Below are 25,688 nucleotides of genomic sequence, written 5' to 3'. Positions count from 1 at the left end.
TCGCGACCGAAAACCGGTATCCACTTTGCGCTAACGCGGCCCTCCGGGTCGGGATCATGCGCCTTCACCCTTCCAGTGCAGCACAGTGATCAGCGTGAACAGCCGCCGCGCGGTCTCGAAATCGACGCGCACCTTGCCCTTGAGCCGCTCCTGCAGCGTGCGTGAGCCCTCGTCATGGATGCCGCGGCGGCCCATGTCGATCGCCTCGATCTTGTCCGGCGTCGCGGTCCGGATCGCCTGATAGTAGCTGTCGCAGATCATGAAGTAGTCCTTCACGACGCGGCGGAACGGGGTCAGCGACAACAGATGCGCGACCACCGGCGCGCCGTCCTCCTTGCGGATATCGAACATCAGCCGGTTGCCGGTGATCGCGATATGCAGGGTGTAGGGCCCCGGCCCGGCGGCGCCCTCGGGTGCGAACAGGTTCTGCTCGATCAAATCGTAGATCGCGATCGCGCGCTCATGCTCGATATCGGGCCCGGAACGGCCGATCGATTCCTCGTCGAGCGTCACCGCGACGATGCGATTGTTGGAATCCTCGTCGTCTGGTGGCTTGTTCATGAGAGGTTGAGGCGCAATCCGACGGAACGTGAATGGGCATCGAGACCCTCGGCCTGGCCGAGCGTCATCGCGGCGGGCCCGAGCGCACGCAACTGATCCGGCCCACACCGCAGGATCGAGGTTCGCTTCATGAAGTCAAGCACCCCGAGGCCCGAGGAGAACCGCGCCGAGCGCGCGGTCGGCAGCACATGGTTGGAGCCGCCGACATAATCGCCGATCGCCTCCGGGGTATGGGCCCCGAGAAAGATCGCCCCGGCGTTGCGGACCTTGTTCGACAGGCCCTCGGCGTCCGCGGTCATGATCTCGAGATGCTCGGCCGCGATCGCATTGGCGAGCTCGACGGCGTCGTCGAGTATTGCCACCTTGATCACGGCACCGAAGTCGTTCCACGAGGTGCGGGCGATCTCGGCGCGCGGCAAGGTCGCAAGCTGCGTCTCGACCGCGCGCTCGACGTCGGCGGCGAGCCGTGCACTGTCGGTGATCAGGATCGACTGCGCGCTGACGTCATGCTCGGCCTGCGCCAGGAGATCGGCCGCGATCCAGTCGGCATTGCCGGTGTCGTCGGCGATGACCAGCACCTCGGAGGGGCCGGCGATCATGTCGATGCCGACCTTGCCGAACACCAGCCGTTTTGCCGCGGCGACATAGGCGTTGCCGGGGCCGACGATCTTGGCGACCGGCGCGATTGTCGCGGTGCCGTAGGCCAGCGCCGCCACCGCCTGGGCGCCGCCGACGCGGTAGATTTCCGAGACGCCGCCGAGATGGGCGGCGGCGAGCACCAGCGGGTTGAGCTTGCCGTCCGGCGCCGGCACCACCATCACCACCCGCGGCACGCCGGCGACCCTGGCCGGCACCGCGTTCATCAGCACCGACGACGGATAGGCCGCGGTGCCGCCGGGCACATAGAGCCCGACCGCATCGACCGCGCTCCAGCGCCAGCCGAGCTCGACGCCGGCGGCATCGGTGAAGCGCTCATCCTTCGGCAACTGGCGGCGGTGGAAGGTCTCGATCCGGTCGCGCGCGAACCTCAGGGCCTCGACGGTCTTGGGGTCGCAGGCCGCCACCGCGGCGTCGATCTCGGCTGCGGTAATGCGCAGGCCGGCCGCGTCGATATCGAGCCGGTCGAACTTTTTGGTCGCCTCGAGCAGCGCCGCGTCGCCGCGGGCCGCCACGTCGTCGACGATGGCGCGGGTGGCGCGCTCGACGTCGGCCGACACCTCGCGCTTGGCCGCCAGGAAATCGCGGAATCGCTGCTCGAAATCGGCGCTCTGTCGGTCCAGGCGAACGGGCATGACGGCTTTCTTAGGAGGAATTCGGGTCCCTGCTCAATGGCGCGACGGATAATGGCCGTCAACCCTTGGGGGATGTCATTCCGGGATGGTCCGAAGGACCAGACCCGGAATCTCGAGATTCCGGGTTCGGTCCGGAGCCTGTCATCGGGCCGCGCTTTGCGCGGACCGTTGGGACCGCCCCGGAATGACGTGCCCAATCACCCCGGCGCCACGCCGAGATCGTCGATGCCCAGATCAGTCAATTCGCACTCCAGGCACTCGACATCCAGCCGCAGCGCCCCGCCATGGCCGAACATCAGGAGCGCGCTGCCGCCCGGCGGGTCGGAGGCATAGAACTCGATCCCGAGCAGTTCCAGGGTGGCTTCCGGGGCCTCCAGGTCGATATTGCGCGACTTGCATGCCAGCACCCGGTCGAACCTGAGCGCGGCGATCAGCCGGCACGAGCAGGTGCCGCCCGACAGGGTCTGCTCCCAGTCCAGCCGGTTCAGGCCGACCACGAGCCGCTTCTCATCCTGGCGCCAGACGATGTCGGAGGGCTGGACGTGGGCGTCCTGCACATGGGCCGAGATGACCGCGAGGTCATCGGCATCGAGGGCGATCAGCTTCAGCGGCGCGGGTGGGGACATGACGGTGGTTATAACGCCTCGCGGCCCGGGAGGTACCAAGAGACCTGGCGAAATCGCCGATCGAGGGAACCGGCCACCGCGCTTCAGAGGCGATTGATGTCCTCGCTCTCCAGCACCGGCCTGGGGTAGCCGTCGCGGGCGACCTTCAGCATGGCGCGGCCCAGTTGTTCCGACGTCGTCATGTAGCTCGGGGCGACCCGCACCAGAAAGGAAAGCAGCGGCGAGGTCGCGAGATAGATCGCCTGCACCCAGCCGGTCTTGGAGCGGACGCCATGCAGCGGCTGGATCCCGGCGGGCCGGAACATGTAGGCGGCCTTGAACGGCAGCTTGAGCAAATCGTTCTCGGTCTTGCCCTTCACCCGGGCCCACATCAACGGGCCGCGCTCGGTGGAATCGGTGCTGCGCCCCGTGACATAGGTAAACACCATGCCGGGATTGAGCCGCGCCAGCACCGTCGCCGCGGCCAGCGTGATGTCGTAGGTGAGATGGCGGTAGCGTGCCTCGTCCATGCCGATCGAGGAGACGCCGAGGCAGAAGAAGCAGGCGTCGTAGCCGGCAAGCTGCGGTTCGATCGCGCTGTAATCGACGAAATTGTCGTGGATCAACTCGACAAGCTTGGCGTCGCGCTGCCCGGTCGGGCTGCGCCCAACCGCGAGCACGCGCTCGACACCGGGATCGAGCAGGCATTCGCGCAGCACGCCCTGCCCGACCATGCCGGTCGCGCCGAACAGGATGACCTTCATCTCGATTGCCCCGCTGCCGCCCGATCCGTTCAGGCGGCGGTTGCGACCTGATCAAACGATACACCGGTCAGCGCAGCCGAGATATCCCATAGCCGCTCCGCTACCGCGGCGTCCCTGGCGTGCGGCATGATGCGCGCCGGCGCAGGTGGGCCCTTCAACTCGTAGAACCCATTGGGCCCGTAATAGCCGCCCGGCTGGGCCGCGGCTGAGGTCGCCGCGAACAGCGTCGGCAATGCGCCCGCCGCCGCGGAGTGGCTCATGATCGGCTGCAAATATCGACCGAACCGCCACGACAGGCTGTCGGTGCCGGGACCGTTCGGGATCAGCTCGGTGCGCGCGTAGCCGGGATGCGCGGCATTGCTCATCAGTCCCCAGCCGTTGATCGCACTGCGACGCTGCAATTCGAGCGCGAACATCAGCATCGCAAGCTTCGACTGGCAGTAGGCGCGCCACGGCGCGTAGGAACGGCGGGCCTGCAGATCGTCGAAATTGATGACGCCGGAGCGATGCGCAAGGCTGGAAAGATTGACGACGCGGGTCTGGTGGCCGCGGCGGAGCTGCGGCAACAGCAGCGCGGTCAACGCATAGTGGCCGAGATAGTTGGTGCCGAACTGCATTTCGAACTCGTCAGCGGTGACCTGCCGCTTCGGCAGCGACATCACCGCGGCATTGTTGATCAGGAGATCGAGCGCGGTATGCGTGGCGGCGAAGCGCCCGGCGAAATCGGCGACCGATGCGAGGTTCGCGAGGTCGAGCGTTTCATAGGTCACCGCGGCATCGGGAAGCTGCGCGCGGATCCGCGCCAGCGCGTCCTGCCCCTTGGCGCCGTTGCGGCCGGTGAGCACGACATTGGCGCCGGCGCGCGCCAGTTCCAGCGCGGTCTCGTAGCCGAGTCCGCCGGTAGCGCCCGTGATCACGGCGGTCCTGCCGCCCTGCCGCGGAATGTCTGCAGTGCTCCAGCCGGTCATGCTTATATCTCCTTGCGACACGATTCGGGTTTCTCGTCGGGTTCTTGCGGGTCCAGCCGCATCCGACGAAATGTGCACTAGGTGCATTTTTGCAAGGGGTGAAAAATTGCAACGTCCGGCGCCCGCGCGCAAACCGGCCAGGAAATCGGCCAAGAGACCAGTCAAGTCGATGCAATCCAAAGCGAATCCGGCGCCGCCGGCGGCGGGCCTGCGCGCGCGCAAGCGGCAGGAGACCCGGGAGCGGCTGACCAAGGCGGCGATGATGCTGTTTCTGGAGCGCGGCTTCGAGGCGACCACGCTCGACGACATCGTCGCCGCCGCCGACGTCTCGCGCCGCACCTTCTTTCACTATTTCGCCTCGAAGGAAGACGTGGTGCTGGCCTGGCAGGAGGACGGTACCGCGGCACTGATCGCAGCCGTTGCGGCGCGCCCGGCCACCGAATCCATGCTGCAGGCCGCCGAGAACGCCATCGCCGACATGGTCAAGCAGATCGACCCGCGCGAGGCGGTCGCGCTGGCGCGGCTGAAGCGCGACAATCCAGCGCTGCAGGCGCGCGATCAGGCCAAATATGAAGGGCTTGAGCGCGAACTCGCCAACGCGTTGCTCAAGCGCGCCAACCACAAGAATGACCGGATGAAAGCCCGGCTGGTCGCGATGATCACGACCGGCGCGATGCGCGTCGGCAGCGAGCTCTGGGCCGACGATGGCGCCCGCGAGAAGCCGGACCTGGTCGCCAAGCGCCTGTTCGCCGCGATCCGCGCGATTTTCGAGTGAGCCAGCCGATCACGGCGCTTCCGAAACATAGTCCTCGTAAGGCGAGCACATGCTTCGGACTCCTCCCCCCTTGTGGTAGGGCAATCGCATATGGCCGTTTGAGGTAATCGGAGTTCCCACAAACTCGTCATGCCCGGGCTTGTCCCGGGCATCCACGTCTTCGTTTCCACGCGAAGAAGACGTGGATGGCCGGGACAAGCCCGGCCATGACGGCGCGGAAGAATCGGTTAATTCCATATGCGATAGCCCTGCCCTTGTGGGGAGAGGAGTAAGCCACCGGGCGAGGTGGATTGAGGCTGCGCAATGTTGAGACGCGCGGCGCAGAGCACAGCCGCTCTCACCTTCAGCCCTTGATGAACGCCAGCAGGTCGGCGTTGATCGTCTCGGCTTCGGTGGTCGGCATGCCGTGCGGAAAACCCTTATAGGTCTTCAGCGTGCCGTTCTTCAGAAGCCTGGCCGAGAGCGGGGCGGAGTCGGCGTAGGGCACGATCTGGTCGTCGTCGCCATGCATCACCAGCACCGGCACGTTGATCTTCTTCAGATCCTCGGTGAAGTCGGTCTGCGAGAACGCGACGATGCCGTCGTAATGCGCCTTGGCGCCGCCCATCATGCCCTGCCGCCACCAGTTCTGGATCACGGCTTCCGACGGTTTTGCGCCGGGCCGGTTGTAGCCATAGAACGGCCCGGCCGGCAGGTCGCGGTAGAATTGCGAGCGGTTGGCGGCGAGCTGGGCCTGCAGTCCGTCGAACACCGACTTCGGCAAGCCGCCGGGATTGTTCGCCGTCTGCACCATCAACGGCGGCACCGCGCTCAGGATCGCCGCCTTCGCCACCCGGCTCTCGCCGTGGCGGGCGATGTAGTGCACCACCTCGCCGCCGCCGGTGGAATGGCCGACATGGACGGCGTTCTTCAGATCGAGATGCGCGGTGACGGAAGCGAGGTCGTCGGCATAGTGATCCATGTCATGACCGTCGGCGACCTGGGCGGAGCGGCCGTGGCCGCGGCGGTCATGGGCGACGACGCGAAAGCCGTGCCCCACGAAGAACAGCATCTGCGCGTCCCAGTCGTCCGACGACAGCGGCCAGCCATGGCTGAACACGATCGGCTGGCCCGAGCCCCAATCCTTGTAGAAAATCTCGACGCCGTCTTTGGTGGTGATGGTGGGCATTTGATTGCTCCTCTTGTTGCCAATGCGTCATTCCGGGGCACGCGAAGCGTGAACCCGGAATCTAGAGATTAGATTGCGAGATTCCGGGTTCGACGCTGCGCGTCGCCCCGGAATGACGAGGTGTTGTCAGATCAGGCGAACGTGACCGGCCTGAACCGGCGCCAGGCACCGATGGTCACCAGGACGAAGAACACCAGCACGATGCCCTGCACCACGGCAAAGACCGGCCCGGATGGCGGGTTCGGCGGCACGGCTGGCGCCAGCGCCTGCAACGCCGGCACCTTGAGGAAGCTCTGGATGACCAGCACGAAGACGTTGAGATAGAGCGAGACCATCGCGGTCACGATATAGATCGGACGCCAGACACCCTTGAGCTGCATCGCATAGAGCGCAATGCAGGCGATCGCGAGCAGCACCAGCGAAAGCCCGCCGATGATGTGCGACGGCAACAGCTTCTCGGTCACCAAAGGCGGGATCACGAAGCCGGTGGCGCTGGTCAGGATCGTGAGCGCGAGGAAGGTCGCGGTCAGCCCCGGCATCGCGCGCGAGCCGAGCAGCCCGAACATCACGAGCACGCCGGCGACGATTGCAATCAGGCTGATAATGACGTGCACAAGCACCAATGTCGTCATGTGGCGCACTCCCCGTTGAGACCCGCGTGCGAGGTTACGATGCGTGAAGGAAAATTGCTACATGCTTCGATGGCAGGACGGCCGACATCTCATCAAAAATTGCCGGCGCCGGCGACTGCTGAAAATTTTCGCACGTATGTCACACGATGCGGCACGTGCGCCGTGCGAGAAGCCTCATCAATCATAGCGCGGGATCGGTCCGTTATGCGGCGTCTTGCGCTTCGACAGATCGAACAGCGCCTCGTCGACATAGCACCAGCCCCAGCCTTCCGGCGGATCGTAGCCCTCGATCACGGGATGGCCGGTGGCGTGGAAATGCGCCGTCGTATGCCGGTTCGGCGAGTCGTCGCAGCAGCCGACATGGCCGCAAGTGCGGCAGATGCGCAAATGCAGCCAGCGGCTGCCGCTCTTCAGGCATTCCTCGCAGCCGAGCGCGCTCGTCGTGACATCGTGGATGCCGGCGATATGGGTGCAGCCTTTCGTCATTTGGGACCTCGTATATGAAGTGAGCTCTTTTTGAACCGTCATCCTGAGGTACGAGCGGAGCGAGCCTCGAAGGATGCACGGCCCGCATTGTGGCCGATTCATCCTTCGAGACGCCGCTTCGCGGCTCCTCAGGATGACGGAGGAAAAGCTACAGCGTCGGACTGCCCGCGTCAGCGAGATAGCCGTGCAGCGCGGCCACCACCTGCGCGCCCTCGCCGATTGCGCCGCCGACGCGCTTGACCGATCCGGAGCGGACGTCGCCGACCGCGAACACGCCGGGCACCGTGGTCTCGAGCAGCGGCACGGCGCGCGCGCCTTCGCCGGTCTGCACGCCGGTCATCACGAAGCCACCGCGGTCGACCTGCACGCCGCAGCCCTCGAGCCAGCCGGTCGCGGGATCGGCGCCGACAAACAAAAAGAGATTACGGATATCCATGGTGAACTCGTCGGGCGCGAGCCGGCTGCGCCAGCGCACCCGCTGCAGCGTCTCCGCGCCGTCGAGCCCGATCACCTCGGTGTTGAACATCAATTCGATGTTCGGCGTCGCCTCGATGCGCTCGATCAAATAGCGCGACATGCTGGCTCCGAGCCCGCCGCCGCGGATCATCATGTTGACCTTGCGGGCATGCGCCGACAGGAACACCGCCGCCTGTCCCGCGGAGTTGCCGCCGCCGACCAGCACGACGTCCTGGTTGGCGCAGAGCCGCGCCTCGATCGGCGAGGCCCAGTACCAGACGCCGCGGCCTTCAAACGCATCGAGATTGTCGATCTCGGGCCGGCGATAGCGCGCCCCGCTGGCGACCACCACGGATTTCGCGCGCAGCGTATGCCCGCAGGCGGTGTCGAGCACGAATGCGCCGGATGCTTTCGTGCAGTCGAGCGATTTGATCGAGACCGGGATCAGCATCTCGGCGCCGAATTTCTGCGCCTGGTTGAAGGCGCGCCCGGCCAGCGCCTGGCCCGAGATGCCGGTCGGAAAGCCCAGATAGTTTTCGATGCGCATGCTGGCGCCGGCCTGGCCGCCGAAGGCGCGGGAGTCGAACACCGCGACCGACAGGCCTTCCGACGCCGCATAGACCGCGGTGGCAAGCCCGGCCGGGCCGCTGCCGACCACGGCGACATCGTAGAGTTTTTCATGCGCGCTGTTGCCGATCATGCCGAGCGCCATCGCAAGCGCGGTCTCGGACGGATTGCGCAGCACCGTGCCGTTGGGACAGACCACCAGTGGCAGCTCGGCGCGCGTCGGCGAATAGCGCGCGACGAGGTCGGCGGCATCCTTGTCGGTCTCGGGGTCGAGGAAGTGGTGCGGCTGGCCGTTGCGCGCCAAAAAATTCTGCAGCGAGGCCATGTTGCCGACCGAGACGGGGCCGATCAGCACCGGCCCGCCGGCGCCGCCCTGGATCAGGCTGACGCGGCGCAGGATCAGCGCGCGCATGATGCGTTCGCCGAGATCGGCCTCCGCAACCAAAAGCGCGCGCAGCCGGTCGGGCGGCAGCAGCAGCGTCTCGACCACCCCATCGGCATGGCCGTCGACCAGCGCCGGGCGGCCGGAGAGCTGGCCGATCTCGGCAAGAAACTGGCCCGGTCCCTGGTCGATGATCGGCGCGACATGGCCGAGGCCGTCGCGCTGGGTGATCGAGACATTGCCCGATAGCACCACGAACATGCCGGGCCCGGGTTTGCCGGTCTCGAACAGCGCCTCGCCGTCCTGGTATGAGCGCGGCTCGCCGAAGCGGCGCATCCGCCCGATCTCGTGCGCGGTCAGGGTCGGAAAGGTCTGCTCATGGCGCGGGAAGGCGTAGGCGGTTGCGCTCAGCCGATCGATCGTCGTCTCATCTACAGCCATCTCGGCGACCCGCTTCCTTATGACAGCACGAACTGGGTTAACGGCGCGGCTCGTTTCCGCCGGCGTCATCTAGCGAGCCATCGGCTGGTTCGGAAGCCACATCCTCGCGACCGCGCGCCTGCGATTTCCGCCGCTTCAGGTTTTCGCGCAGCGCGAGCTTGAGACGATCCTGTCGTGAATCCTTCACGCGGGCTCCGGCCTGCCCGCCGCCTCTGTCCTGGTCGCCTATCATTGCAAAACTCTCGAACCGCCGCCGCTCTGCGCGAGGTGAGCATAGCCAATGGCGGGTGCCCGCGCACCCTGCCCGGTCGGCCAGTTGCGGCGATATGATTCGGCGGCAAGCGCGGATCGGGATAGTTTCGGCGCGATCGGGAACCCAATCCGGCCGAAATCGGCCAGATTGGCCGGAATCAACGGCGAGGCCGTCGATTTCTGCCGATTTCAAGGGCGACAGGGGCGCTGTTTCGCTTGCGCCAAAGGGAGGCCTGTGGCAAGAACCGCCCGCTTGGACGGGCCCTCGGGGCCGATTCAATTTTTCCCGGGCATGCTGCCGTAGCTCAGTGGTAGAGCACTCCATTGGTAATGGAGAGGTCGACAGTTCAATCCTGTCTGGCAGCACCAGGATCTTCGCAAAACGATGGCAGTCGCAGGCACGCGGTGCGCCCGCGTGCGCTGGAATCAATGCGCCAGCAGCGCGCCCATCCCGCCGATCGTCAGCACGACGTAGAACGCGAACACACTGCCGACCCATTTCCAATCGATCTGATCGTGTTCGGGGCTGAGGCTTTCGATGATGCCGTGCATGATGGTTTCCTTTAGAACTCGCCTACGTGGCGTATAACCCGCGCCTCGAGCACGTCATGTGACTCACTTCACATTTTGCCATCGCGGAGCTGACCAAGCGTGACCGGCCCAGAACTGAAGAAACTGCGCGAACATCTCGGCGAGGCGCTGGGCCGCGAGTTGACGGCGGCTGACATGGCGAAGCTGTGCGGGCTATCGGCCGCCGGCGGCGCCGAGAAGCTGCGCAGATGGGAAGTCAGCGGCCCGACCCCGAAGGTTGCCGCCCTGCTGCGCGTGCTGGCGATGGCGAGCGAGCACTATCCGATCCTGGAGAAGTTCGACGTGTTCGACCGCCACGACGTTCCGGTCAGGGATCGCGCCGCGCGCCGCCAGGCGTTCCGCGAGCAGATGCGCGACGACGTGCGCAAGCGACTGGCCTAAAGCGCGATGAGATTAGGTTGAATCATCATCGCGCTTTAGCTCCTTGTTTGAGCATGATCTTCTCGGAAAACCGCTTCGCACTTTTCCGGATCATGCTCTAACCGACGGCTTGGTTAACAGGAAACGCGCGCCGCGCACACCGCGTTAAGCCTTGCTTCATTCCACCTTAAGCGTTCGTTAGGCACAACAAAACGTTTCGCCGCAAAGGCTGCGACTTAACGCTCCGCGCAGCGTTCCGGTGACTGCATTTTATTCAAATGCGGTCTAACCCATCGCCGTGGATGGCGCCATTCACGCTGCGCCTTATGACTTGTCCGGAGACTGCCCCCATGAAGAAGTTCCTGCTCGCAACCGCCGCCGTCGCGGCGGCCGTCGCTGCCTTTGGCGCGACCGCCAACGCCGCCGATTTCAACCGTGGCTACTATCAGAAGGCGCCCGCGCCTGTTTACGCCGCGCCGCTCTACAACTGGACCGGCTTCTATCTCGGCGGCCATCTCGGCGGCGTTTTCTCCCAGAACAACAATTTCAACGGCCTCGCGCTGTCCGACTCCGACGCCCGCTTCATGGGCGGCGTGCAGGCCGGTTACGACTGGCAGCTGTCGCCGATGTGGGTGATCGGCCTCGAAGGCCAGTATTCCTGGGTCGGCGGCCATCAGCTCAACGCGATCTTCCCGGGCGGCTACGTCTACAACAACAACCAGCGCGGCATCGGCTCGATCACCGGCCGCATCGGCTACACCTGGGGTCCGGGCCTGATCTATGTGAAGGGCGGTTATGCCTATTCCGACAACAACGAAACGGTGACGCTCGGCGGCGCGCCGGTTGGCTTCAGGCTCAGCGACAACCACAGCAACGGCTGGACCATCGGCGGCGGCGCCGAATACATGTTCGCGCCGAACTGGTCGGCCAAGGTCGAGTACCAGTACTACGACTTCGGCGACAGCCGCTTCACCGCGCCGGGCGCGCTGGTGCCGGTCGGCAGCTTCCACAATGACGAGCACACGGTGAAGGCGGGCCTCAACTATCGCTTCAATCTCGGCAACCTCGGCGGCCCCGCTTACGGCCGCTACTGAGATCGCCCTTACAATCAGAAGTGGAAAAGGCCGGCGCAAGCCGGCCTTTTTGCATCCGATCGCGTGCATCGATTCCGCACGGCGAACCGAGACGTCGCCACTGCGCGGCAGCCCTGAAAAATCCTGCAGATCGTCGCAATTTTCCCGATTTTGTTAACCGGCCGCACCGATACTCCCGCGCCGGGGAAACATCCAAGAGTAGTGGCCAAGGATAGTGGCCAAGCGTAGTGGGCCAGGGGGCACAGGGGCAATGGCGTTTCGGTTCAAGCTCGGCAAACCAAATCTCAAGCGTATCCATCTGCCGCAGATGGGCGTCAGGGGCAGCCTGTTCGCGGCATTCGCGGTCATCGCAGGCATGGCGCTGGTGATCAGCGCAGGCGCCGGCATCGTGCTGCATCAGCTCGGCGGCACCATGACCGACCTCAGCGGCCGCGACATTCCGCGGCTTGCCGCGAGCCTGCAACTTGCCGCGCAAAGCGCTTCGCTGGCGGCGCAAGGCCCCGGCCTGCTCGCCGTGCAGAGCGACGACGCGCTGAACGATCGCACCAAGAAGGTGCAGGACGTCGCACGGCTCACCAACGCCAAGCTTGGCGAGATCATCGAGCTCGGCGCCGACAAATCCGTGGTCAGCGCGCTGCAGGAGAACGTCAAGAACACCGACGAGGCGACCAAGAGCCTGATCTCGGCGGCGCGCGAGCGGCTCGAGGTCGGCGCGCTGCGCGACAAGCAGTACAACGCACTGCGCAAGGCGCAGGCGGCGTTCGTCTCCGCCGCAAGTCCCGCGATGCTCGACGCGCAGACCCGGCTCAACGCCATCCTCGCCGCGGCCGAAGTCTCCGCGGACGACGCCACTGAAGCGGCCCGCACCGTCGGCCAGATCAGCAACGTGCTCGCCGCCGGCAATCTGATGGCCGCCGACATGACCGCGGCGCTGTCGGCCAATTCCAGCGAAACCCTCGATGCGATCGAGGCCGAGTTCAAGGCCGGGCGCGAACGCGTCAAGTCCAACCTCGAGGACCTGCCGAACAATCCCGCGATCGTGGCAGTGCGCGACACCGCTTCCAGGCTGCTCGTGCTCGGCGAAGGCAAGACCGGCGTGTTCAAGATCCGCCAGAAGGAGCTCGACGCGATCGACTACGGCCAGACCATCCTGGAAGAGACGCGCAAGCTCAATGTCGGGCTCGGCATCAGCGTCCAGCAGCTGGTCGACGCGGTGCAGAAGGAGACCGACAGTTCGACCTTCCAGGCGCGGCAGCAGATCTCGCTCGCCACCATGGTGATGATCGGCCTCGGCGCCCTGACGCTGGTCGGCTCGTTCCTGTTCGTTTGGCTCTATGTCGGACGCAACATCCTGCGCCGCATCCGCGGCCTGCAGCGCTCGATGCAGCTGTTGTCCGACGGCGACCTCGACACCGAGATCCCGCAGAGCCGCCAGCGCGACGAGATCGCCGTCATGGCCGACGCGCTGCAGGTGTTCCGCGAGAGCATGGTCGAGAGCCGCGAACTCACCGAAAACCAGAACAAGGACCGCAGCGCCAAGGCGGAGCGCGCCTCGCGCATGGAAGCGCAGATCGTCACGTTCGAATCCAACGTCCGCAGCGCGCTCGGCAGCCTGCAGACCGCGGCGAACTCGATGCAGTCGACCGCGCAGAGCATGTCGGCGACCGCGGACCAGTCGAGCGCATTGGTCAACGCCGTCGCGTCGGCCGCCGAGGAAACCTCGGTCAACGTGCAGACGGTATCGGCCGGCACCGAGGAGCTCTCGTCCTCGATCCAGGAGATCGGCCGCCAGGTCGTCACCTCGGCGGAGATCGCCCGCAAGGCGGTGGAGGAAGCCAGCGCCACCGACAGCACGATGCAGGGGCTCGCCGACAATGCCGCACGCATCAGCGTCGTGGTCGACCTGATCCAGACCATCGCCTCGCAAACCAATCTGCTCGCGCTCAACGCCACCATCGAGGCGGCGCGCGCCGGCGAGGCCGGCCGCGGCTTTGCGGTGGTCGCCTCCGAGGTGAAGAACCTCGCGAGCCAGACCGCGAAGGCAACCGAGGAAATCCGCCAGCAGATCGTGAGCATGCAGGAGGTGACGACCACGGCGGTCTCCGCCATCCGCAACATCTCGAGCACGATCGGCGAGATCAACGACGTCACCACCGCGATCGCCGCCGCGGTCGAGCAGCAGGGCGCGGCGACCCGCGAGATCGCCCGCAACATCCAGCATGCGGCGGGCGGCACCAGCGAAGTGTCGAGCAACATCGTCGGCGTCTCGACCGCCTCGGCCGAGGCGGGCACAGCCGCCGGCGAGGTGCTGAGCGCCTCCGACGCACTGCGCCGCGAGGCCGACGTGCTGCGCTCGGAGATCGACGGCTTCCTGTCGAACATCCGCGCGGCGTAAGGCAGATATTCCGTAGCCCGGATGAAGCGCAGCGAAATCCGGGACCACGATTTTTCTTCCCCTTCCCCCTGAAAGGGGGAAGGTCGGGATGGGGGTTCAGCCGCAGGCGACGCTCTATGTGGAGAGAGCAGATCCCCACCCGCTTTGCTCTGCGAGCAAAGCGACCTCCCCTTTTCAAGGGGAGGTTTGTCCGGATTGCGCTTCGCTTCATCCGGGCTACGGAATTCCGGCGACTTCCCAACGAATTCTCCGGACGACTATCTGATTTTTCGGCTGGCGCGGCGGCCCGTGTGCCGCTAAGCCGGTAGCATGCATACGAAGACCGACCCCGTGCACTCCTCGGCGGAGGCACTGCGATACCCCTGGGAAAACCATCCCGGCCACGATCAGGTCGTGGAGGTGGCTCCCGGCGTGCTGTGGGCGCGGCTGAAGCTGCCGTTCCGCCTCAACCATGTGAACATCTATCTGCTCGCCGACGGCGACGGCTGGACCATGGTGGATGCCGGCTTCGGCAATGAGGAATCGATCGCGGCCTGGACCACGCTGTTCGAGGGGCCGCTGAAGCACGTCAAGGTCACCCGCCTGATCGTGACGCATTCGCATCCCGACCATGTCGGTCTCGCCGGCTGGATCACCGAGCGCTTCGGCTGTCCGCTGTTCATGTCGCAGGTGGAATATCTGCAGTCGGTCTATCACCAGAACCGCGGCACCGAGGAGCGACGCAACGCGCAGCGGCTGTTCTTCCGCCGCCACGGCATGGACGAGGACCTCACCGAGAAGCTGCTCGGCCGTGGCCAGGACTATCTGAAGCGCGTGTCGGTGCTGCCGCCGTCCTATCATCGCCTCACCCATGGCGATGAGGTCGTGATCGGCACGCGGCGCTTCAAGGTGATCACCGGCGGCGGCCACGCGCTCGACCAGGTGATGCTGTATTGCGCGGCCGACAAGCTGTTCCTGTCCGCCGACCAGGTGCTGAGCAAGATCTCGCCCAATGTCAGCGTCTGGGCGGTCGAGCCCGAGCAGAACTCGCTCGGCGAATATCTGGCCTCGCTGGCAAGCCTGACCACCACCCTGCCCTACGACGTGATGGTGCTGCCGGGCCACGGCGTGCCGTTCTACGGGCTGAAGACCCGGATCAAGCAGCTCGCCGATCACCATGAGGAACGCTGCCGGCTGATCGCCGAGGCCTGCCGCGAGGTGCCGCAGACCTCCAAGGAGCTGGTGCCCGTGGTGTTCCACAAGCACGTGCTGGACGAGCACCAGATGGGCTTCGCCGCCGGTGAGCTGGTCGCCCATGTCAATTACATGCTGGTCGAGGGCCGCCTGACGGCCGAAATGCACGCCGACGGCATGCTGCGCTTCAAGACCACCTGAACCCGGCCGGGCGGCAAGGCATCGCCCGGCGATTTGACCGAAATCGAGCCGAACGGCCCCGGCTAGGGCAATTTGCCCAACTGCGGCGCATGCCCAGATGTGGGTCAATGCATGGACATTAGAGCTGGAAAAGCTCTAAGAAGAAGCAATCATTCCGGTCAGGTTCCGCTTTCTGGGTTTGCCGATGGATTACAGCCAGTTCTTCAATGCCGCCCTCAACCGCCTCCACGACGAGCGGCGCTACCGGGTGTTCGCCGACCTCGAACGGATCGCGGGACGCTTCCCGCACGCCACCTGGCATTCACCGAGGGGCAGCCGCAACGTCGTGATCTGGTGCTCCAACGACTATCTCGGCATGGGCCAGCACCCCAAGGTGGTCGGTGCCATGGTCGAGACCGCGACCCGGGTCGGCACCGGCGCCGGCGGCACCCGCAACATCGCGGGCACCCATCATCCGCTGGTGCAGCTCGAGGCGGAACTCGCCGACCTCCACGGCAAGGAAGCCTCGCTGCTGTTTACCTCGGGCTATGTCTCGAACCAGACCGGCATCTCGACGCTCGCCAAGCTGATCCCGAACTGCCTGATCCTGTCGGACGCGCTGAACCACAATTCGATGATCGAGGGCGTGCGCCAGGCCGGCTGCGAACGCCAGATCTTCCGTCACAACGACGTCGCCCATCTCGAGGAGCTCTTGATCGCCGCCGGTCCCGACCGGCCGAAGCTGATCGTCTGCGAGAGCCTTTATTCGATGGACGGCGACGTCGCGCCGCTCGGCAAGATCTGCGATCTCGCCGAGCAATACGGCGCCATGACCTATCTCGACGAGGTGCATGCGGTCGGCATGTACGGCCCGCGCGGCGGCGGCATCGCCGAGCGCGACGGCGTGATGCACCGGATCGATATCGTCGAGGGCACGCTGGCGAAAGCCTTCGGCTGCCTCGGCGGCTACATTGCAGGCCGCGCCGAGGTCATCGACGCGGTGCGCTCCTATGCGCCGGGCTTCATCTTCACGACCGCGCTGCCGCCGGCAATCTGCTCGGCCGCGACGGCTGCGATCCGGCACCTGAAGACCTCGAACTGGGAGCGCGAGCGCCACCAGGACCGGGCCGCCCGCACCAAGGCGATCCTGACCGCCGCCGGCCTGCCAGTCATGTCGAGCGACACCCATATCGTGCCGCTGTTCGTCGGCGATCCCGAGAAGTGCAAGCGGGCCTCCGACCTGCTGCTCGAGGACCACGGCATCTACATCCAGCCGATCAACTATCCGACGGTCGCCAAGGGCACCGAGCGGCTGCGCATCACGCCCTCGCCCTACCATGACGACGGCCTGATCGACGCGCTGGCCGAGGCGCTGCTCCAGGTCTGGGACCGGCTCGGCCTGCCCCTGCACCAGAAGTCGCTGGCCGCCGAGTAACCCTATCCGTTTCCGACCCCGAATTTGGGCCGGCCGTGCATCGCGCGGCCGGCCCTTTGCGTTATAATCCTGACAACCGGCCCTTCCCCAGCGGCCGGGACAGGAGATGAGCAGCGATGCTGCACGACTGGGGCGTAATCGCCACGGCGTTCGCCTACATCGGATTGTTGTTCTTCATTGCCAGCCGCGGCGACCGCAGCTCGCCGGGCGAGCGCGGCCGCGCCAGCCAGTGGATCTATCCGCTGTCGCTGGCGATCTACTGCACCTCCTGGACCTTCTTCGGCTCGGTCGGCTTTGCCACCCGCACCAGCATCGACTTCCTGGCGATCTATGTCGGCCCGATCGTGATGGTCGGGCTTTGCACGCCGCTGCTGCGCCGGGTGATTGCGCTCGCCAAGTCGCAGAACATCACCTCGATCGCCGACTTCATCGCCGCGCGCTACGGCAAGAGCCAGGCGGTGGCGGCGACCGTGGCACTGATCGCGATCATCGGCTCGGTGCCCTACATCGCGCTGCAGCTCAAGGCGGTGGCGGCGTCGCTGGAGACCATCCTGAGCGAGGACCAGGCGTTCTCGAAAATCCCCGTGATCGGCGACATCGCGCTGATGGTCACGCTGGCGATGGCGGTGTTCGCGGTGCTGTTCGGCACCCGCCACACCGACGCGACCGAGCACCAGCACGGCCTGATCCTCGCGATCGCGGCCGAGTCCATCGTCAAGCTGGTCGCCTTCATCGCCGCCGGCGCTTTCGTCACCTTCTGGATGTTCTCGCCGGTCGAGCTCTACGAGCGCGCCCTGAAGACGCCGGAGGCGGTGCGCGCGATCGAATATGTCCCGTCGATCGGCAATTTCCTGATCATGACGCTGCTGTCGTTCTGCGCGGTCATGCTGCTGCCGCGCCAGTTCCATGTCAGCGTGGTGGAGAATTCGACGCCCGCCGAAGTCACCCGGGCGCGCTGGCTGTTCCCGCTCTACCTCATCGCCATCAACCTGTTCGTGATTCCGATCGCGATCGCAGGCCTCGTCATCTTCCCGTTCGGCGCGGTCGATGCCGACATGTTCGTGCTGGCGCTGCCGATCGAGGGCAATTCGCAATTGCTCAGCCTCGCCGTGTTCGTCGGCGGGCTGTCGGCGGCGACCGCGATGGTGATCGTCGAATGCGTCGCGCTGTCGATCATGGTCTCCAACGACATCGTGCTGCCGCTGGTCTTGCCGCGCAGCGACGACGCCAGCGCCGGCCAGAAGGACTTTGGCGATTTCCTGCTGAAGGCGCGCCGCTTCTCGATCTTCGCCATCATGGTGCTGGCATATTTCTACTATCGCGCGCTCGGCAACACCCAGCTGGTCGCGATCGGCCTGTTGTCGTTTGCCGCGATCACCCAGCTGGCGCCGGCGTTCTTCGGCGGCCTGTTCTGGCGCAGAGCCACCGCACGCGGCGCCATGGCGGGCATGCTGGTCGGCTTCGCGACGTGGCTCTACACGCTGTTCATCCCGAGCTTCCTGGAAACCTCGACCGCCGGCCTGATGCTGCTGCAGCACGGGCCGTTCGGGATCGAGGCGTTGCGGCCGCAGGCGCTGTTCGGCGCCGACCTGCCGCCGCTGCTGCACGGCGTGCTGTGGAGCCTTGCGCTCAACATCCTCACCTATGTGCTGTTCTCGCTGGCGCGCGCGCCGTCCTCGATCGAGTTGTTGCAGGCCGACGTGTTCGTGCCCAACGCGCTGGCCCCGATCGCGCCCAGCTTCCGGCGCTGGCGCACCACGGTGACGGTGGAGGATATCCAGAGCACGGTGACGCAATATCTCGGCCCCGACCGCACCCGCGAGGCCTTCGCCTCCTTCGCCGTCGACCGCAACATCGTGCTGCTGGCGTCGGCTCCGGCCGATTTCGAGTTGCTGCAGCATGCCGAGCGGTTGATCGCCTCCTCGATCGGGGCCGCGTCCTCGCGCCTTGTGATGTCGCTGCTGCTGCAACGGCGCACGGTGTCGGCCAAGGCCGCGCTGAAACTGCTCGACGACTCCCACGCCGCCCTGCACTTCAACCGCGAGATCCTGCAGACCGCGCTCAATCACGTGCGCCAGGGCATCGCGGTGTTCGACGCCGATCTGCAGCTGATCTGTTCCAACCGCCAGTTCTCCGAATTGCTGGGGCTGCCGCAGCATCTGGTGCAGCTCGGCATCCCGCTGTCCGAGATCCTCGAATTCATGGGCGCGATCAGTCCGCCTGCGTCCGGCGACGGCGACAGCCTGCTGCAGGCCCGCCTGCGCGCTTACACCACTGAGGGCGAGCCCTATCTGGAACGCTTCACCGACCGCCATCTGGTGATCGAGGTACGTGCCAACCGCATGCCGGGCGGCGGGCTCGTCATCACCTTCTCCGACGTCACACCGAGCTTCGAGGCGGCGGAGGCGCTGGAGCGCGCCAACGCGACGCTTGAAAAGCGGGTGCGCGACCGCACCGAGGAGCTGACGCGGCTGAACTCGGAGCTCGCGCTCGCCAAGGGCATCGCGGAAGACGCCAACGCCTCGAAGACACGCTTCCTGGCGGCCGCCAGCCACGACATCCTGCAGCCGCTCAATGCGGCGCGCCTCTACGTCACGAGCCTGGTCGAGCGCCAGAACGGCGGCGAGGATTCGCGCCTGGTCGAGAACATCGACGACTCGCTCGAGGCGATCGAGGACATCCTGGGCGCGCTGCTCGACATTTCCAGGCTCGATGCCGGCGCCATGACGCCGGCGATCACGAGCTTCCGGATGGCCGACCTGATGCGCTCGCTGGAGATCGAGTTCATGCCGATCGCCCGCGACAAGGGCCTCGACCTGCGCTTCGTGCCGTGCTCGCTGCCGGTCGAATCCGACCGCTCGCTGCTGCGCCGGCTGCTGCAGAACTTCATCTCCAACGCGATCAAATATACCCCGCGCGGCCGCGTCTTGATCGGCTGCCGCCGCCGCGGCACCACGCTCCAGATCAGCATCTTCGACACCGGCGTCGGCATTCCCGTGCAGAAGCGCGGCGAGATCTTCAAGGAGTTCCACCGCCTCGAGCAGGGCGCCCGGATCGCCCGCGGCCTCGGCCTCGGCCTGTCGATCGTCGAGCGGCTGGCGCGGGTGCTCAACCACCGCATCGCGATCTCGGCCAATGTCAGCGGCGGCTCGGCGTTCTCGGTCACCGTGCCGGTCGCGACCGCGGTCAACCATACTGCGGCCGTCACCACCGCCACGCCCCTGTCGAAGACGCCGATGAGCGGCTCGCTGATTGTCTGCATCGAGAACGATCCCGCCATCCTCGACGGCATGAAGACGCTGCTGACGGCGTGGGACGCCGAGGTGATCGCGGTGCTCGACGCCGACGGCGCGATCAGCGCGATCGAGGCCGCCGGTGGCCGCGTCACCGGCGTCCTGGTCGACTACCATCTCGACCGCGGCAACGGCGTCGCCGCGATCCGCGAGATCCGCCGCCGCTTCGGCGACGGCATTCCGGCGATCCTGATCACCGCCGACCGCAGCCCTGCGGTGCGCGCCGCCGCGCGCGAGGAAAACATCGCGGTGCTGAACAAGCCGGTGAAACCCGCCTCGCTCCGCGCCCTACTCGGACAATGGCGCACCCAGCAGATGGTGGCGGCGGAGTAGCGCGCGGCGGCGCAATCCGGGCGCGCATCTCGCATTGGATCATGATGCGACTGGATCGAATCGCATCATGAAGGCACGGCAAAGACACGGCGCTCCCTCCCGCAAGCGCGAGAGGTGAAGCGAGCCTGCGCAGTGGCCGGCTCAACCGAAAATCACATGCTCCAGCAAGATCGCCAAGCGTCGGTTCAGTTCGGCCCCATTCCGGCCGACGCCGGGTGCCCTGGCACCTGAAAGCGCTTGCCTGTGTCGGTGACGTTGGTTCCGTCGACCTTGAGGATCGAGAAATCCTGGCTGAGGTAGTTCCCGACCAGGATGTATTTTCCGTCAGGCGTGAAGACCGCGGCCTCAGGCAGTCCGCCGACTTCGATATCTCCGGTCTTGGTCACTTTCTTGCCGTCGATCTTCAGGACCGAGACGCTGCCGTTCTTCTCATGGAAGAACGCATTCTTCATGTTCGAGCCGCGCAGGATCACCGAGACTGCGAGATCCCCCTTCGGACTGACGCCAAGCCCCTCCGGTCCATCGCCGACCACCACGCGATCGATGATGCGCGGCGGCTTCGCTTCGAGATCGATGACGCTGGCCGTGTCGACGCTGCCGTCCGACGCGCCTGAGTTGCCATTGTCCGACGTCAACGCGATCTTGCTGTTCGGGGTCACTGCCACATTGTAAGGCCATTGGCCGGTCGGCAGGTCTATCTTGGTGTAGGTGACTTTGTCGCCGGCGATATCGAGCACCGATATCTTGTGCCCGGGAAAACGCGCGACCAGCGCGTGCTTGCCGTCTGGCGCGAACGCGACATGTGCGACACTGTCAGGCATCGATATCGTGTCCGTGATCTTGACGTCAGTGCCGTTGACTGAAAGTACGCTGATCGAATTGTCCCCGCGGTTGGCAACCAACGCCATCTTGCCATCGGGACTGAAGCTCAACCCTGATGGCTGCTTTCCGCCGGCAATGGTCGCTGCCAGCTTGGGCGGGGTCGCCTTGAGATCGATCACATAGATCTTGTTATCCGGCACCTGCTTCAGAGCGTCGCCCTCCTTCACCACGTCGACCGAATCCGCGACCAGCGCCACGGTTCCGGTCGGATCGATAGCGACGTTGACCGGGGGGCCGACTACCGAGTTCTTCAATGGGAGAGAAGCCGCAATCTTCGGGTTCTCGGGATCGGCGAGATCGATGATCAGCACTTGATCCTTGCCGGGCGCGGACAGCACCGGCTTGCCGTCGTCGTCCCACAACAGCTTCTCGTCCAGGCCGACGATCATGAAGGGCTTGGCCTGAGCGAAATTGAAAGAGCTGGTACCGAGAAGGATTGCCGCAGCCAGAGATAGTCCGGCGACGCGAGTGACGGAAATCATGGCGTTCTCCCCAAAAGCACGCGGCCTCTCACGGGCCGGTGCCGGACAGGATACTCGGTTTTCGACCGATGCGCAGTTTGAATGGGATCTGGATGGCTTCGCGAAAGCGTGCCATCGGGCGCGCTTTCGCGCCACCCGCCGGCTCGCAATGCCGTGGCCCGAGCCCGGCAATCACAGCTGGAGTTGCTCGGGACTACGTCGGCGGCGTGCCCTGGCGCCATTGGCCGCCGGCGATCTTGGCGGCGGCGATCACGGCTTGGGTGCGGCTTTCGACGCCGAGCTTCTGCAGGATCGCCGAGACATGGGCCTTGATGGTCGCTTCGGAAACGCCGAGCTCGTAGGCGATCTGCTTGTTGAGCAGCCCCTCGGACAGCATCATCAGCACCCGCACCTGCTGCGGGGTCAGCGTCACCAGCCGGTCGCGCAGCCGCGTCATGTCGGGATCGCCGGCCGCCGACAGATCGGTGTCCGGCGGCACCCAGACGTCGCCCTCCATCACCTTTATGATGGCATCCCGCAGCGTCTCGACGCCGAAGCGCTTGGGGATGAAACCGGAGGCGCCGAAGTCGAGCGAGCGGCGGATGGTTCCGGCATCGTCACTGGCAGATACGATGACGACCGGTATCGCCGGGTATTGCGCCCGCAGATAAATCAGGCCGGAGAAGCCGCTGATCCCCGGCATGCTCAGGTCCAGCAGGATCAGGTCGACCTCGGAGTCCCGTTCCAGCAGCGCGGTCAGATCCTCGAACGATCCGGCCTCGCTGATCGTGGCCGAACTCACGACGCTCGACACCGCCTGACGCAACGCATCGCGGAACAGCGGATGGTCGTCGGCGATGACAAGATGAGTATTGGCAGCAGCAGTCATCTCAGTCCCACAAGCGGGCTTAGGCAAACCCGCGTCGCTCGGTTTTCGCCCGCGCGGCAGTATCACGCAAGCGCTTGATAATACCAGATGCCAACGCGGTTAACCCGCGCAGCTTGTGCGCCGCAATAGACGCCTGCGGAGGCGTTCCATCCTGCTCTTCCTTCAGAAGATAGGTTCGATCCTGAAAAGGCCAAAAGTCTTATTGGGGCGGGTTTCACTGCGATGTTACCTTCATCTCAAGCCGAGGGCCTATTCGGGCCTCACCCGCCAGCCGGGGGCGAGCATGGCAGCAATATTTCGGGGGGAGCAATCCAGATGTCCACTATGACTGCAGCTTCGGCGCGGCCCGCCGGCATGACAAAGGATGAGCGTTTCGTCATCCTCGCGTCGTCGCTCGGTACCGTGTTCGAGTGGTACGACTTCTATCTCTACGGTTCGCTGGCCGGCATCATCGGCGCGCAGTTCTTCTCGGACTATCCGCCGGCGACCCGCGACATCTTCGCGTTGCTGGCATTCGCCGCGGGCTTCCTGGTGCGCCCGTTCGGCGCGATCGTGTTCGGCCGGGTCGGCGACATCGTCGGCCGCAAATACACCTTCCTCGTCACCATCCTGATCATGGGTCTGTCGACCTTCATCGTCGGCCTGTTGCCCAACGCCAAGACCATCGGCATCGCGGCGCCGATCATCCTGATCTCGCTGCGCCTGCTGCAGGGCCTCGCGCTCGGCGGCGAATATGGCGGTGCCGCGACCTATGTCGCTGAGCATGCCCCGCCCGGCAAGCGCGGCTACTACACCTCGTTCATCCAGACCACGGCAACGCTTGGACTGTTCCTGTCGCTGCTGGTGATCCTGTTCACGCGAACCCTCACCGGCGAAAAGGACTTCGCCGACTGGGGCTGGCGCATTCCATTCCTGGTGTCGGTGCTGCTGCTCGGCATCTCGGTCTGGATCCGGCTGCGGCTGAACGAATCGCCGGTGTTTCAGCGGATGAAGGAGGAGGGCAAGACCTCCAAAGCGCCGCTGACCGAGGCCTTCGCGACCTGGAGCAACGCCAAGATCGTGATCCTCGCGCTGCTCGGCCTGACCATGGGCCAGGCGGTGATCTGGTACACGGGCCAGTTCTACGCGCTGTTCTTCCTGCAATCGATTCTGAAGGTCGACGGCTACACCGCCAACCTGCTGATCGCCTGGTCTCTGTTGCTCGGCACCGGGTTCTTCCTGGTGTTCGGCGCGCTGTCGGACAAGATCGGCCGCAAGCCGATCATCCTGGCCGGCTGCCTGATCGGCGCACTCACGCTGTTCCCGATCTTCAAGATGATCACGACCAACGCCAATCCGGCGCTGGAGAAGGCCTATGAGACGGTCAAGGTGCAGGTGGTTGCGGATCCGGCCGGCTGCGGCGATCTGTTCAACCCGGTCGGCACCCGCGTCTTCAGCGCGCCTTGCGACACCGCCCGCGCCTTCCTTGCCCAATCGTCGGTGAAATACTCGACGGTGCCGGGCCCGGCCGGCTCGCCGGTGAAGATCCTGATCAACGACAAGGAAGTGCCGTATACGGACGCCAAGACGTCGAACCCCGCAATCCTCGCGGCGGTGCAGGCGGCGGGCTATCCGAAGCCGGGTGACGCCGGCATCGTGAAGATGTCGCACCCGTTCGATGTCTTCCGTCCGCAGGTGGCCGCGGTCATCGGCCTGCTGTTCATCCTGGTGCTCTACGTCACCATGGTCTACGGCCCGATCGCCGCCATGCTGGTCGAACTGTTCCCGACCCGCATCCGCTACACCTCGATGTCGCTGCCCTATCATATCGGCAACGGCTGGTTCGGCGGCCTGCTCCCGGCGACCGCGTTCGCGATCACCGCCTCGACCGGCGACATCTACTCCGGTCTCTGGTATCCGGTCATCTTCGCCGCAATCACCGTCGTGGTCGGCGCGCTGTTCATTCCGGAAACCAAGGACGTCGACATCACCAAGACCTGACCGTCGACATCGCGATCAGAATGCATCGGCCGCGGAGCGATCCGCGGCCGATGTCATTTGGAGGCCGCGTCTTAAAAGACAGGTCGCGCGCGTCAGCGCGTGGCGCCGATGAATTGCAGCACGATCTCGCGCCGGTGCGGACGGGCGCGATGCTCGATCAGATAGATGCCCTGCCAGGTGCCGAGCGCCATCTCGCCGTCGAGCACGGGGACCTGCAGCGAGGTCGCCGTCAGCATGGACTTGATGTGCGCCGGCATGTCGTCAGGGCCTTCGGTGTCGTGACGCCAGCCGCCGTCTTCGGGCGCTGCGCGGTCGAGCGCCGTCTTCAGATCGACCAGCACGGTCGGATCGGCATTCTCCTGGATTGTCAGCGAGGCCGAGGTGTGGCGGATGAACAGCGTGACCGCACCCTCGCCGGCACGCGCCTCGCGCAGGAATTTGGCGACCTCGCGCGTGATGTCGGTAAAGCCGGCGCCCGACGTTTCGACCGCCAGGCGCGACGACACGATGCTGGTTGCCGCGACGGAGGATGGCGCCGAGTGCGACATTTGCTTCGATGAACTCATCTTACCTCTAGACCGTCGTCCCGGCGAAAGCCGGGACCCATAACCACCGATGTTCATTGGTTACGCGAGATATCAACTCCGAGTCGTCGAAATCGAGAGGCTACGGCGTATGGGTCCCGGCTTTCGCCGGGACGACGCTGGAGAGACAGCGCCAGCACAACATCAAATCTTGCCGCCATTGACGTCGCGCTGCACGCGGTTGGCCATCTCGATCAGCCGCCGCCAGGCCCGCTCCACGAACGACATCATGCGATCCATGTCGCGGTCGCTCGGCAGCGGGATCTCGATCTTGCGCTCGCCCTCGGCGACCTTCGGCTCGGTCTTGGGCTCCGGCTTCTTCAGCTGATCGGATTTCGGCAACGCTTCGTCGGTCTTGGCCGACGGTGCGCGCGCGGCGAGCTCATCCTTGAGCTTGTCATTGTCGGCTTGCAGGCGTCCGATCTCGGCATCCAGCGCCGCCCGCTCGTCCGGCACCATGTAACAGGCCCAGCCGGCGCTGGAATTGGTGCAGGTCGACACCGCGCCGGTGCGCGTGTCGAGCCGCAGGAAACCATCGCCGGCGGGTGATAAGGCGTAGCGGCCATTTTCGGTGTCCGGCGCGGTTTGCGCGATCGCCGCGCCGCCGCTTGCGATCAGGATGGCAGCAATTGCGATGGACAATTTCGACGGCGACATCGCGATGGGCATGGCTTGCTCCGCCTCAACCT

The 25,688-nt window shown here is 65.4% G+C and carries 22 protein-coding genes and 1 tRNA gene; 9 read left to right on the top strand and 14 right to left on the bottom strand.

Annotated features, from left to right (window positions below; translation table 11 throughout):
- Positions 1–54: 54 nt before the first annotated feature.
- The 5 genes from ACVIYL_RS12805 to ACVIYL_RS12785 all read right to left on the bottom strand — a co-directional run bounded on the left by ACVIYL_RS12805 (position 55) and on the right by ACVIYL_RS12785 (position 4,190).
- On the bottom strand, positions 55–561 hold the full coding sequence (locus ACVIYL_RS12805; RefSeq protein WP_016841326.1) for a UPF0262 family protein: 507 nt from the start codon (positions 559–561) through the stop codon (positions 55–57).
- Entirely contained in the window at positions 558–1,853 is a 1,296-nt protein-coding gene (gene hisD / locus ACVIYL_RS12800; protein WP_456778713.1) for a histidinol dehydrogenase, read from the bottom strand. The genes ACVIYL_RS12805 and hisD overlap by 4 nt, the downstream gene beginning before the upstream one ends.
- A gap of 197 nt (positions 1,854–2,050) precedes the next feature.
- Complete coding sequence (locus tag ACVIYL_RS12795; RefSeq protein ID WP_456778712.1) at positions 2,051–2,479, bottom strand: DUF2948 family protein; 429 nt, start codon at positions 2,477–2,479, stop codon at positions 2,051–2,053.
- A gap of 83 nt (positions 2,480–2,562) precedes the next feature.
- Positions 2,563–3,222, bottom strand: coding sequence for a Rossmann-fold NAD(P)-binding domain-containing protein (locus ACVIYL_RS12790; protein WP_253638532.1), 660 nt, complete (start codon positions 3,220–3,222; stop codon positions 2,563–2,565).
- A gap of 29 nt (positions 3,223–3,251) precedes the next feature.
- Positions 3,252–4,190 carry an SDR family oxidoreductase gene (locus tag ACVIYL_RS12785; RefSeq protein ID WP_456778711.1) on the bottom strand — a complete coding sequence of 313 codons (939 nt, stop codon included), beginning with the start codon at positions 4,188–4,190 and terminating at the stop codon, positions 3,252–3,254.
- A gap of 169 nt (positions 4,191–4,359) precedes the next feature.
- Here ACVIYL_RS12785 and ACVIYL_RS12780 point away from each other — a divergent pair, with 169 nt between their 5' ends.
- Positions 4,360–4,965 carry a TetR family transcriptional regulator gene (locus ACVIYL_RS12780; protein ID WP_456778710.1) on the top strand — a complete coding sequence of 202 codons (606 nt, stop codon included), beginning with the start codon at positions 4,360–4,362 and terminating at the stop codon, positions 4,963–4,965.
- Positions 4,966–5,308: 343 nt separating this feature from the next.
- Here the strand turns inward: ACVIYL_RS12780 and ACVIYL_RS12775 are convergent, their stop codons facing one another.
- The 4 genes from ACVIYL_RS12775 to ACVIYL_RS12760 all read right to left on the bottom strand — a co-directional run bounded on the left by ACVIYL_RS12775 (position 5,309) and on the right by ACVIYL_RS12760 (position 9,097).
- Complete coding sequence (locus ACVIYL_RS12775) at positions 5,309–6,133, bottom strand: alpha/beta fold hydrolase (protein ID WP_253588735.1); 825 nt, start codon at positions 6,131–6,133, stop codon at positions 5,309–5,311.
- A 131-nt stretch (positions 6,134–6,264) separates the two neighbouring features.
- Positions 6,265–6,765, bottom strand: a complete 501-nt coding sequence (locus tag ACVIYL_RS12770) for a hypothetical protein (protein WP_076830922.1) — start codon at positions 6,763–6,765, stop codon at positions 6,265–6,267.
- Positions 6,766–6,942: 177 nt separating this feature from the next.
- Positions 6,943–7,251: a UBP-type zinc finger domain-containing protein gene (locus ACVIYL_RS12765; RefSeq protein WP_456778709.1), complete on the bottom strand. Its 309-nt coding sequence runs from the start codon at positions 7,249–7,251 to the stop codon at positions 6,943–6,945.
- A gap of 148 nt (positions 7,252–7,399) precedes the next feature.
- Positions 7,400–9,097, bottom strand: a complete 1,698-nt coding sequence (locus ACVIYL_RS12760; protein ID WP_456778708.1) for an FAD-dependent oxidoreductase — start codon at positions 9,095–9,097, stop codon at positions 7,400–7,402.
- A gap of 546 nt (positions 9,098–9,643) precedes the next feature.
- Between ACVIYL_RS12760 and ACVIYL_RS12755 the strand changes: the two genes are divergently transcribed.
- Positions 9,644–9,718, top strand: a tRNA-Thr gene (locus ACVIYL_RS12755).
- A 57-nt stretch (positions 9,719–9,775) separates the two neighbouring features.
- On the opposite strand, the gene ACVIYL_RS12750 is transcribed toward ACVIYL_RS12755, so the two are convergent.
- On the bottom strand, positions 9,776–9,901 hold the full coding sequence (locus ACVIYL_RS12750; RefSeq protein WP_256521266.1) for a hypothetical protein: 126 nt from the start codon (positions 9,899–9,901) through the stop codon (positions 9,776–9,778).
- 99 nt (positions 9,902–10,000) lie between these two features.
- Here ACVIYL_RS12750 and ACVIYL_RS12745 point away from each other — a divergent pair, with 99 nt between their 5' ends.
- The 6 genes from ACVIYL_RS12745 (at position 10,001) to ACVIYL_RS12720 (ending at position 20,203) form a co-directional block, all read left to right on the top strand.
- Complete coding sequence (locus tag ACVIYL_RS12745) at positions 10,001–10,321, top strand: hypothetical protein (protein WP_050382334.1); 321 nt, start codon at positions 10,001–10,003, stop codon at positions 10,319–10,321.
- A gap of 329 nt (positions 10,322–10,650) precedes the next feature.
- Positions 10,651–11,394 carry an outer membrane protein gene (locus ACVIYL_RS12740; RefSeq protein ID WP_456778707.1) on the top strand — a complete coding sequence of 248 codons (744 nt, stop codon included), beginning with the start codon at positions 10,651–10,653 and terminating at the stop codon, positions 11,392–11,394.
- 250 nt (positions 11,395–11,644) lie between these two features.
- Positions 11,645–13,789 (top strand): methyl-accepting chemotaxis protein, encoded by a 2,145-nt coding sequence (locus ACVIYL_RS12735; protein WP_253606452.1) that lies wholly within the window; start codon positions 11,645–11,647, stop codon positions 13,787–13,789.
- 309 nt (positions 13,790–14,098) lie between these two features.
- Complete coding sequence (locus tag ACVIYL_RS12730; protein ID WP_026191925.1) at positions 14,099–15,163, top strand: MBL fold metallo-hydrolase; 1,065 nt, start codon at positions 14,099–14,101, stop codon at positions 15,161–15,163.
- A gap of 184 nt (positions 15,164–15,347) precedes the next feature.
- Positions 15,348–16,577 carry a 5-aminolevulinate synthase gene (gene hemA, locus ACVIYL_RS12725; protein WP_092080188.1) on the top strand — a complete coding sequence of 410 codons (1,230 nt, stop codon included), beginning with the start codon at positions 15,348–15,350 and terminating at the stop codon, positions 16,575–16,577.
- Between the two features lie 116 nt (positions 16,578–16,693).
- Positions 16,694–20,203: a PAS domain-containing hybrid sensor histidine kinase/response regulator gene (locus ACVIYL_RS12720; protein WP_456778706.1), complete on the top strand. Its 3,510-nt coding sequence runs from the start codon at positions 16,694–16,696 to the stop codon at positions 20,201–20,203.
- A gap of 185 nt (positions 20,204–20,388) precedes the next feature.
- Here the strand turns inward: ACVIYL_RS12720 and ACVIYL_RS12715 are convergent, their stop codons facing one another.
- Together ACVIYL_RS12715 and ACVIYL_RS12710 are read right to left on the bottom strand one after the other, a co-directional pair.
- Positions 20,389–21,567, bottom strand: a complete 1,179-nt coding sequence (locus ACVIYL_RS12715) for a YncE family protein (RefSeq protein WP_456778705.1) — start codon at positions 21,565–21,567, stop codon at positions 20,389–20,391.
- 193 nt (positions 21,568–21,760) lie between these two features.
- Positions 21,761–22,435 (bottom strand): response regulator, encoded by a 675-nt coding sequence (locus ACVIYL_RS12710; protein WP_456778704.1) that lies wholly within the window; start codon positions 22,433–22,435, stop codon positions 21,761–21,763.
- A gap of 315 nt (positions 22,436–22,750) precedes the next feature.
- Here ACVIYL_RS12710 and ACVIYL_RS12705 point away from each other — a divergent pair, with 315 nt between their 5' ends.
- A complete protein-coding gene (locus ACVIYL_RS12705; protein WP_456778703.1) occupies positions 22,751–24,415 on the top strand; it encodes an MFS transporter in 1,665 nt (554 codons plus the stop codon).
- A 92-nt stretch (positions 24,416–24,507) separates the two neighbouring features.
- Here the strand turns inward: ACVIYL_RS12705 and ACVIYL_RS12700 are convergent, their stop codons facing one another.
- A complete protein-coding gene (locus tag ACVIYL_RS12700; RefSeq protein WP_456778702.1) occupies positions 24,508–24,981 on the bottom strand; it encodes a secondary thiamine-phosphate synthase enzyme YjbQ in 474 nt (157 codons plus the stop codon).
- A gap of 162 nt (positions 24,982–25,143) precedes the next feature.
- On the bottom strand, positions 25,144–25,668 hold the full coding sequence (locus ACVIYL_RS12695; protein ID WP_456778701.1) for a hypothetical protein: 525 nt from the start codon (positions 25,666–25,668) through the stop codon (positions 25,144–25,146).
- Positions 25,669–25,688 lie beyond the last annotated feature (20 nt).

It is taken from the genome of Bradyrhizobium sp. USDA 3315 (assembly GCF_054056795.1).
This window is presented reverse-complemented; position numbering and strand designations above follow the sequence as displayed.

Excerpts from the sequence above, each read along its gene's own strand:
- ACVIYL_RS12805 (WP_016841326.1), bottom strand. The coding sequence starts at position 561 with ATGAACAAGCCACCAGACGACGAGGATTCCAACAATCGCATCGTCGCG.
- hisD (WP_456778713.1), bottom strand. The coding sequence starts at position 1,853 with ATGCCCGTTCGCCTGGACCGACAGAGCGCCGATTTCGAGCAGCGATTC.
- ACVIYL_RS12795 (WP_456778712.1), bottom strand. The coding sequence starts at position 2,479 with ATGTCCCCACCCGCGCCGCTGAAGCTGATCGCCCTCGATGCCGATGAC.
- ACVIYL_RS12790 (WP_253638532.1), bottom strand. The coding sequence starts at position 3,222 with ATGAAGGTCATCCTGTTCGGCGCGACCGGCATGGTCGGGCAGGGCGTG.
- ACVIYL_RS12785 (WP_456778711.1), bottom strand. The coding sequence starts at position 4,190 with ATGACCGGCTGGAGCACTGCAGACATTCCGCGGCAGGGCGGCAGGACC.
- ACVIYL_RS12780 (WP_456778710.1), top strand. The coding sequence starts at position 4,360 with ATGCAATCCAAAGCGAATCCGGCGCCGCCGGCGGCGGGCCTGCGCGCG.
- ACVIYL_RS12775 (WP_253588735.1), bottom strand. The coding sequence starts at position 6,133 with ATGCCCACCATCACCACCAAAGACGGCGTCGAGATTTTCTACAAGGAT.
- ACVIYL_RS12770 (WP_076830922.1), bottom strand. The coding sequence starts at position 6,765 with ATGACGACATTGGTGCTTGTGCACGTCATTATCAGCCTGATTGCAATC.
- ACVIYL_RS12765 (WP_456778709.1), bottom strand. The coding sequence starts at position 7,251 with ATGACGAAAGGCTGCACCCATATCGCCGGCATCCACGATGTCACGACG.
- ACVIYL_RS12760 (WP_456778708.1), bottom strand. The coding sequence starts at position 9,097 with ATGGCTGTAGATGAGACGACGATCGATCGGCTGAGCGCAACCGCCTAC.
- ACVIYL_RS12750 (WP_256521266.1), bottom strand. The coding sequence starts at position 9,901 with ATGCACGGCATCATCGAAAGCCTCAGCCCCGAACACGATCAGATCGAT.
- ACVIYL_RS12740 (WP_456778707.1), top strand. The coding sequence starts at position 10,651 with ATGAAGAAGTTCCTGCTCGCAACCGCCGCCGTCGCGGCGGCCGTCGCT.
- ACVIYL_RS12735 (WP_253606452.1), top strand. The coding sequence starts at position 11,645 with ATGGCGTTTCGGTTCAAGCTCGGCAAACCAAATCTCAAGCGTATCCAT.
- ACVIYL_RS12730 (WP_026191925.1), top strand. The coding sequence starts at position 14,099 with ATGCATACGAAGACCGACCCCGTGCACTCCTCGGCGGAGGCACTGCGA.
- hemA (WP_092080188.1), top strand. The coding sequence starts at position 15,348 with ATGGATTACAGCCAGTTCTTCAATGCCGCCCTCAACCGCCTCCACGAC.
- ACVIYL_RS12720 (WP_456778706.1), top strand. The coding sequence starts at position 16,694 with ATGCTGCACGACTGGGGCGTAATCGCCACGGCGTTCGCCTACATCGGA.
- ACVIYL_RS12715 (WP_456778705.1), bottom strand. The coding sequence starts at position 21,567 with ATGATTTCCGTCACTCGCGTCGCCGGACTATCTCTGGCTGCGGCAATC.
- ACVIYL_RS12710 (WP_456778704.1), bottom strand. The coding sequence starts at position 22,435 with ATGACTGCTGCTGCCAATACTCATCTTGTCATCGCCGACGACCATCCG.
- ACVIYL_RS12705 (WP_456778703.1), top strand. The coding sequence starts at position 22,751 with ATGTCCACTATGACTGCAGCTTCGGCGCGGCCCGCCGGCATGACAAAG.
- ACVIYL_RS12700 (WP_456778702.1), bottom strand. The coding sequence starts at position 24,981 with ATGAGTTCATCGAAGCAAATGTCGCACTCGGCGCCATCCTCCGTCGCG.
- ACVIYL_RS12695 (WP_456778701.1), bottom strand. The coding sequence starts at position 25,668 with ATGCCCATCGCGATGTCGCCGTCGAAATTGTCCATCGCAATTGCTGCC.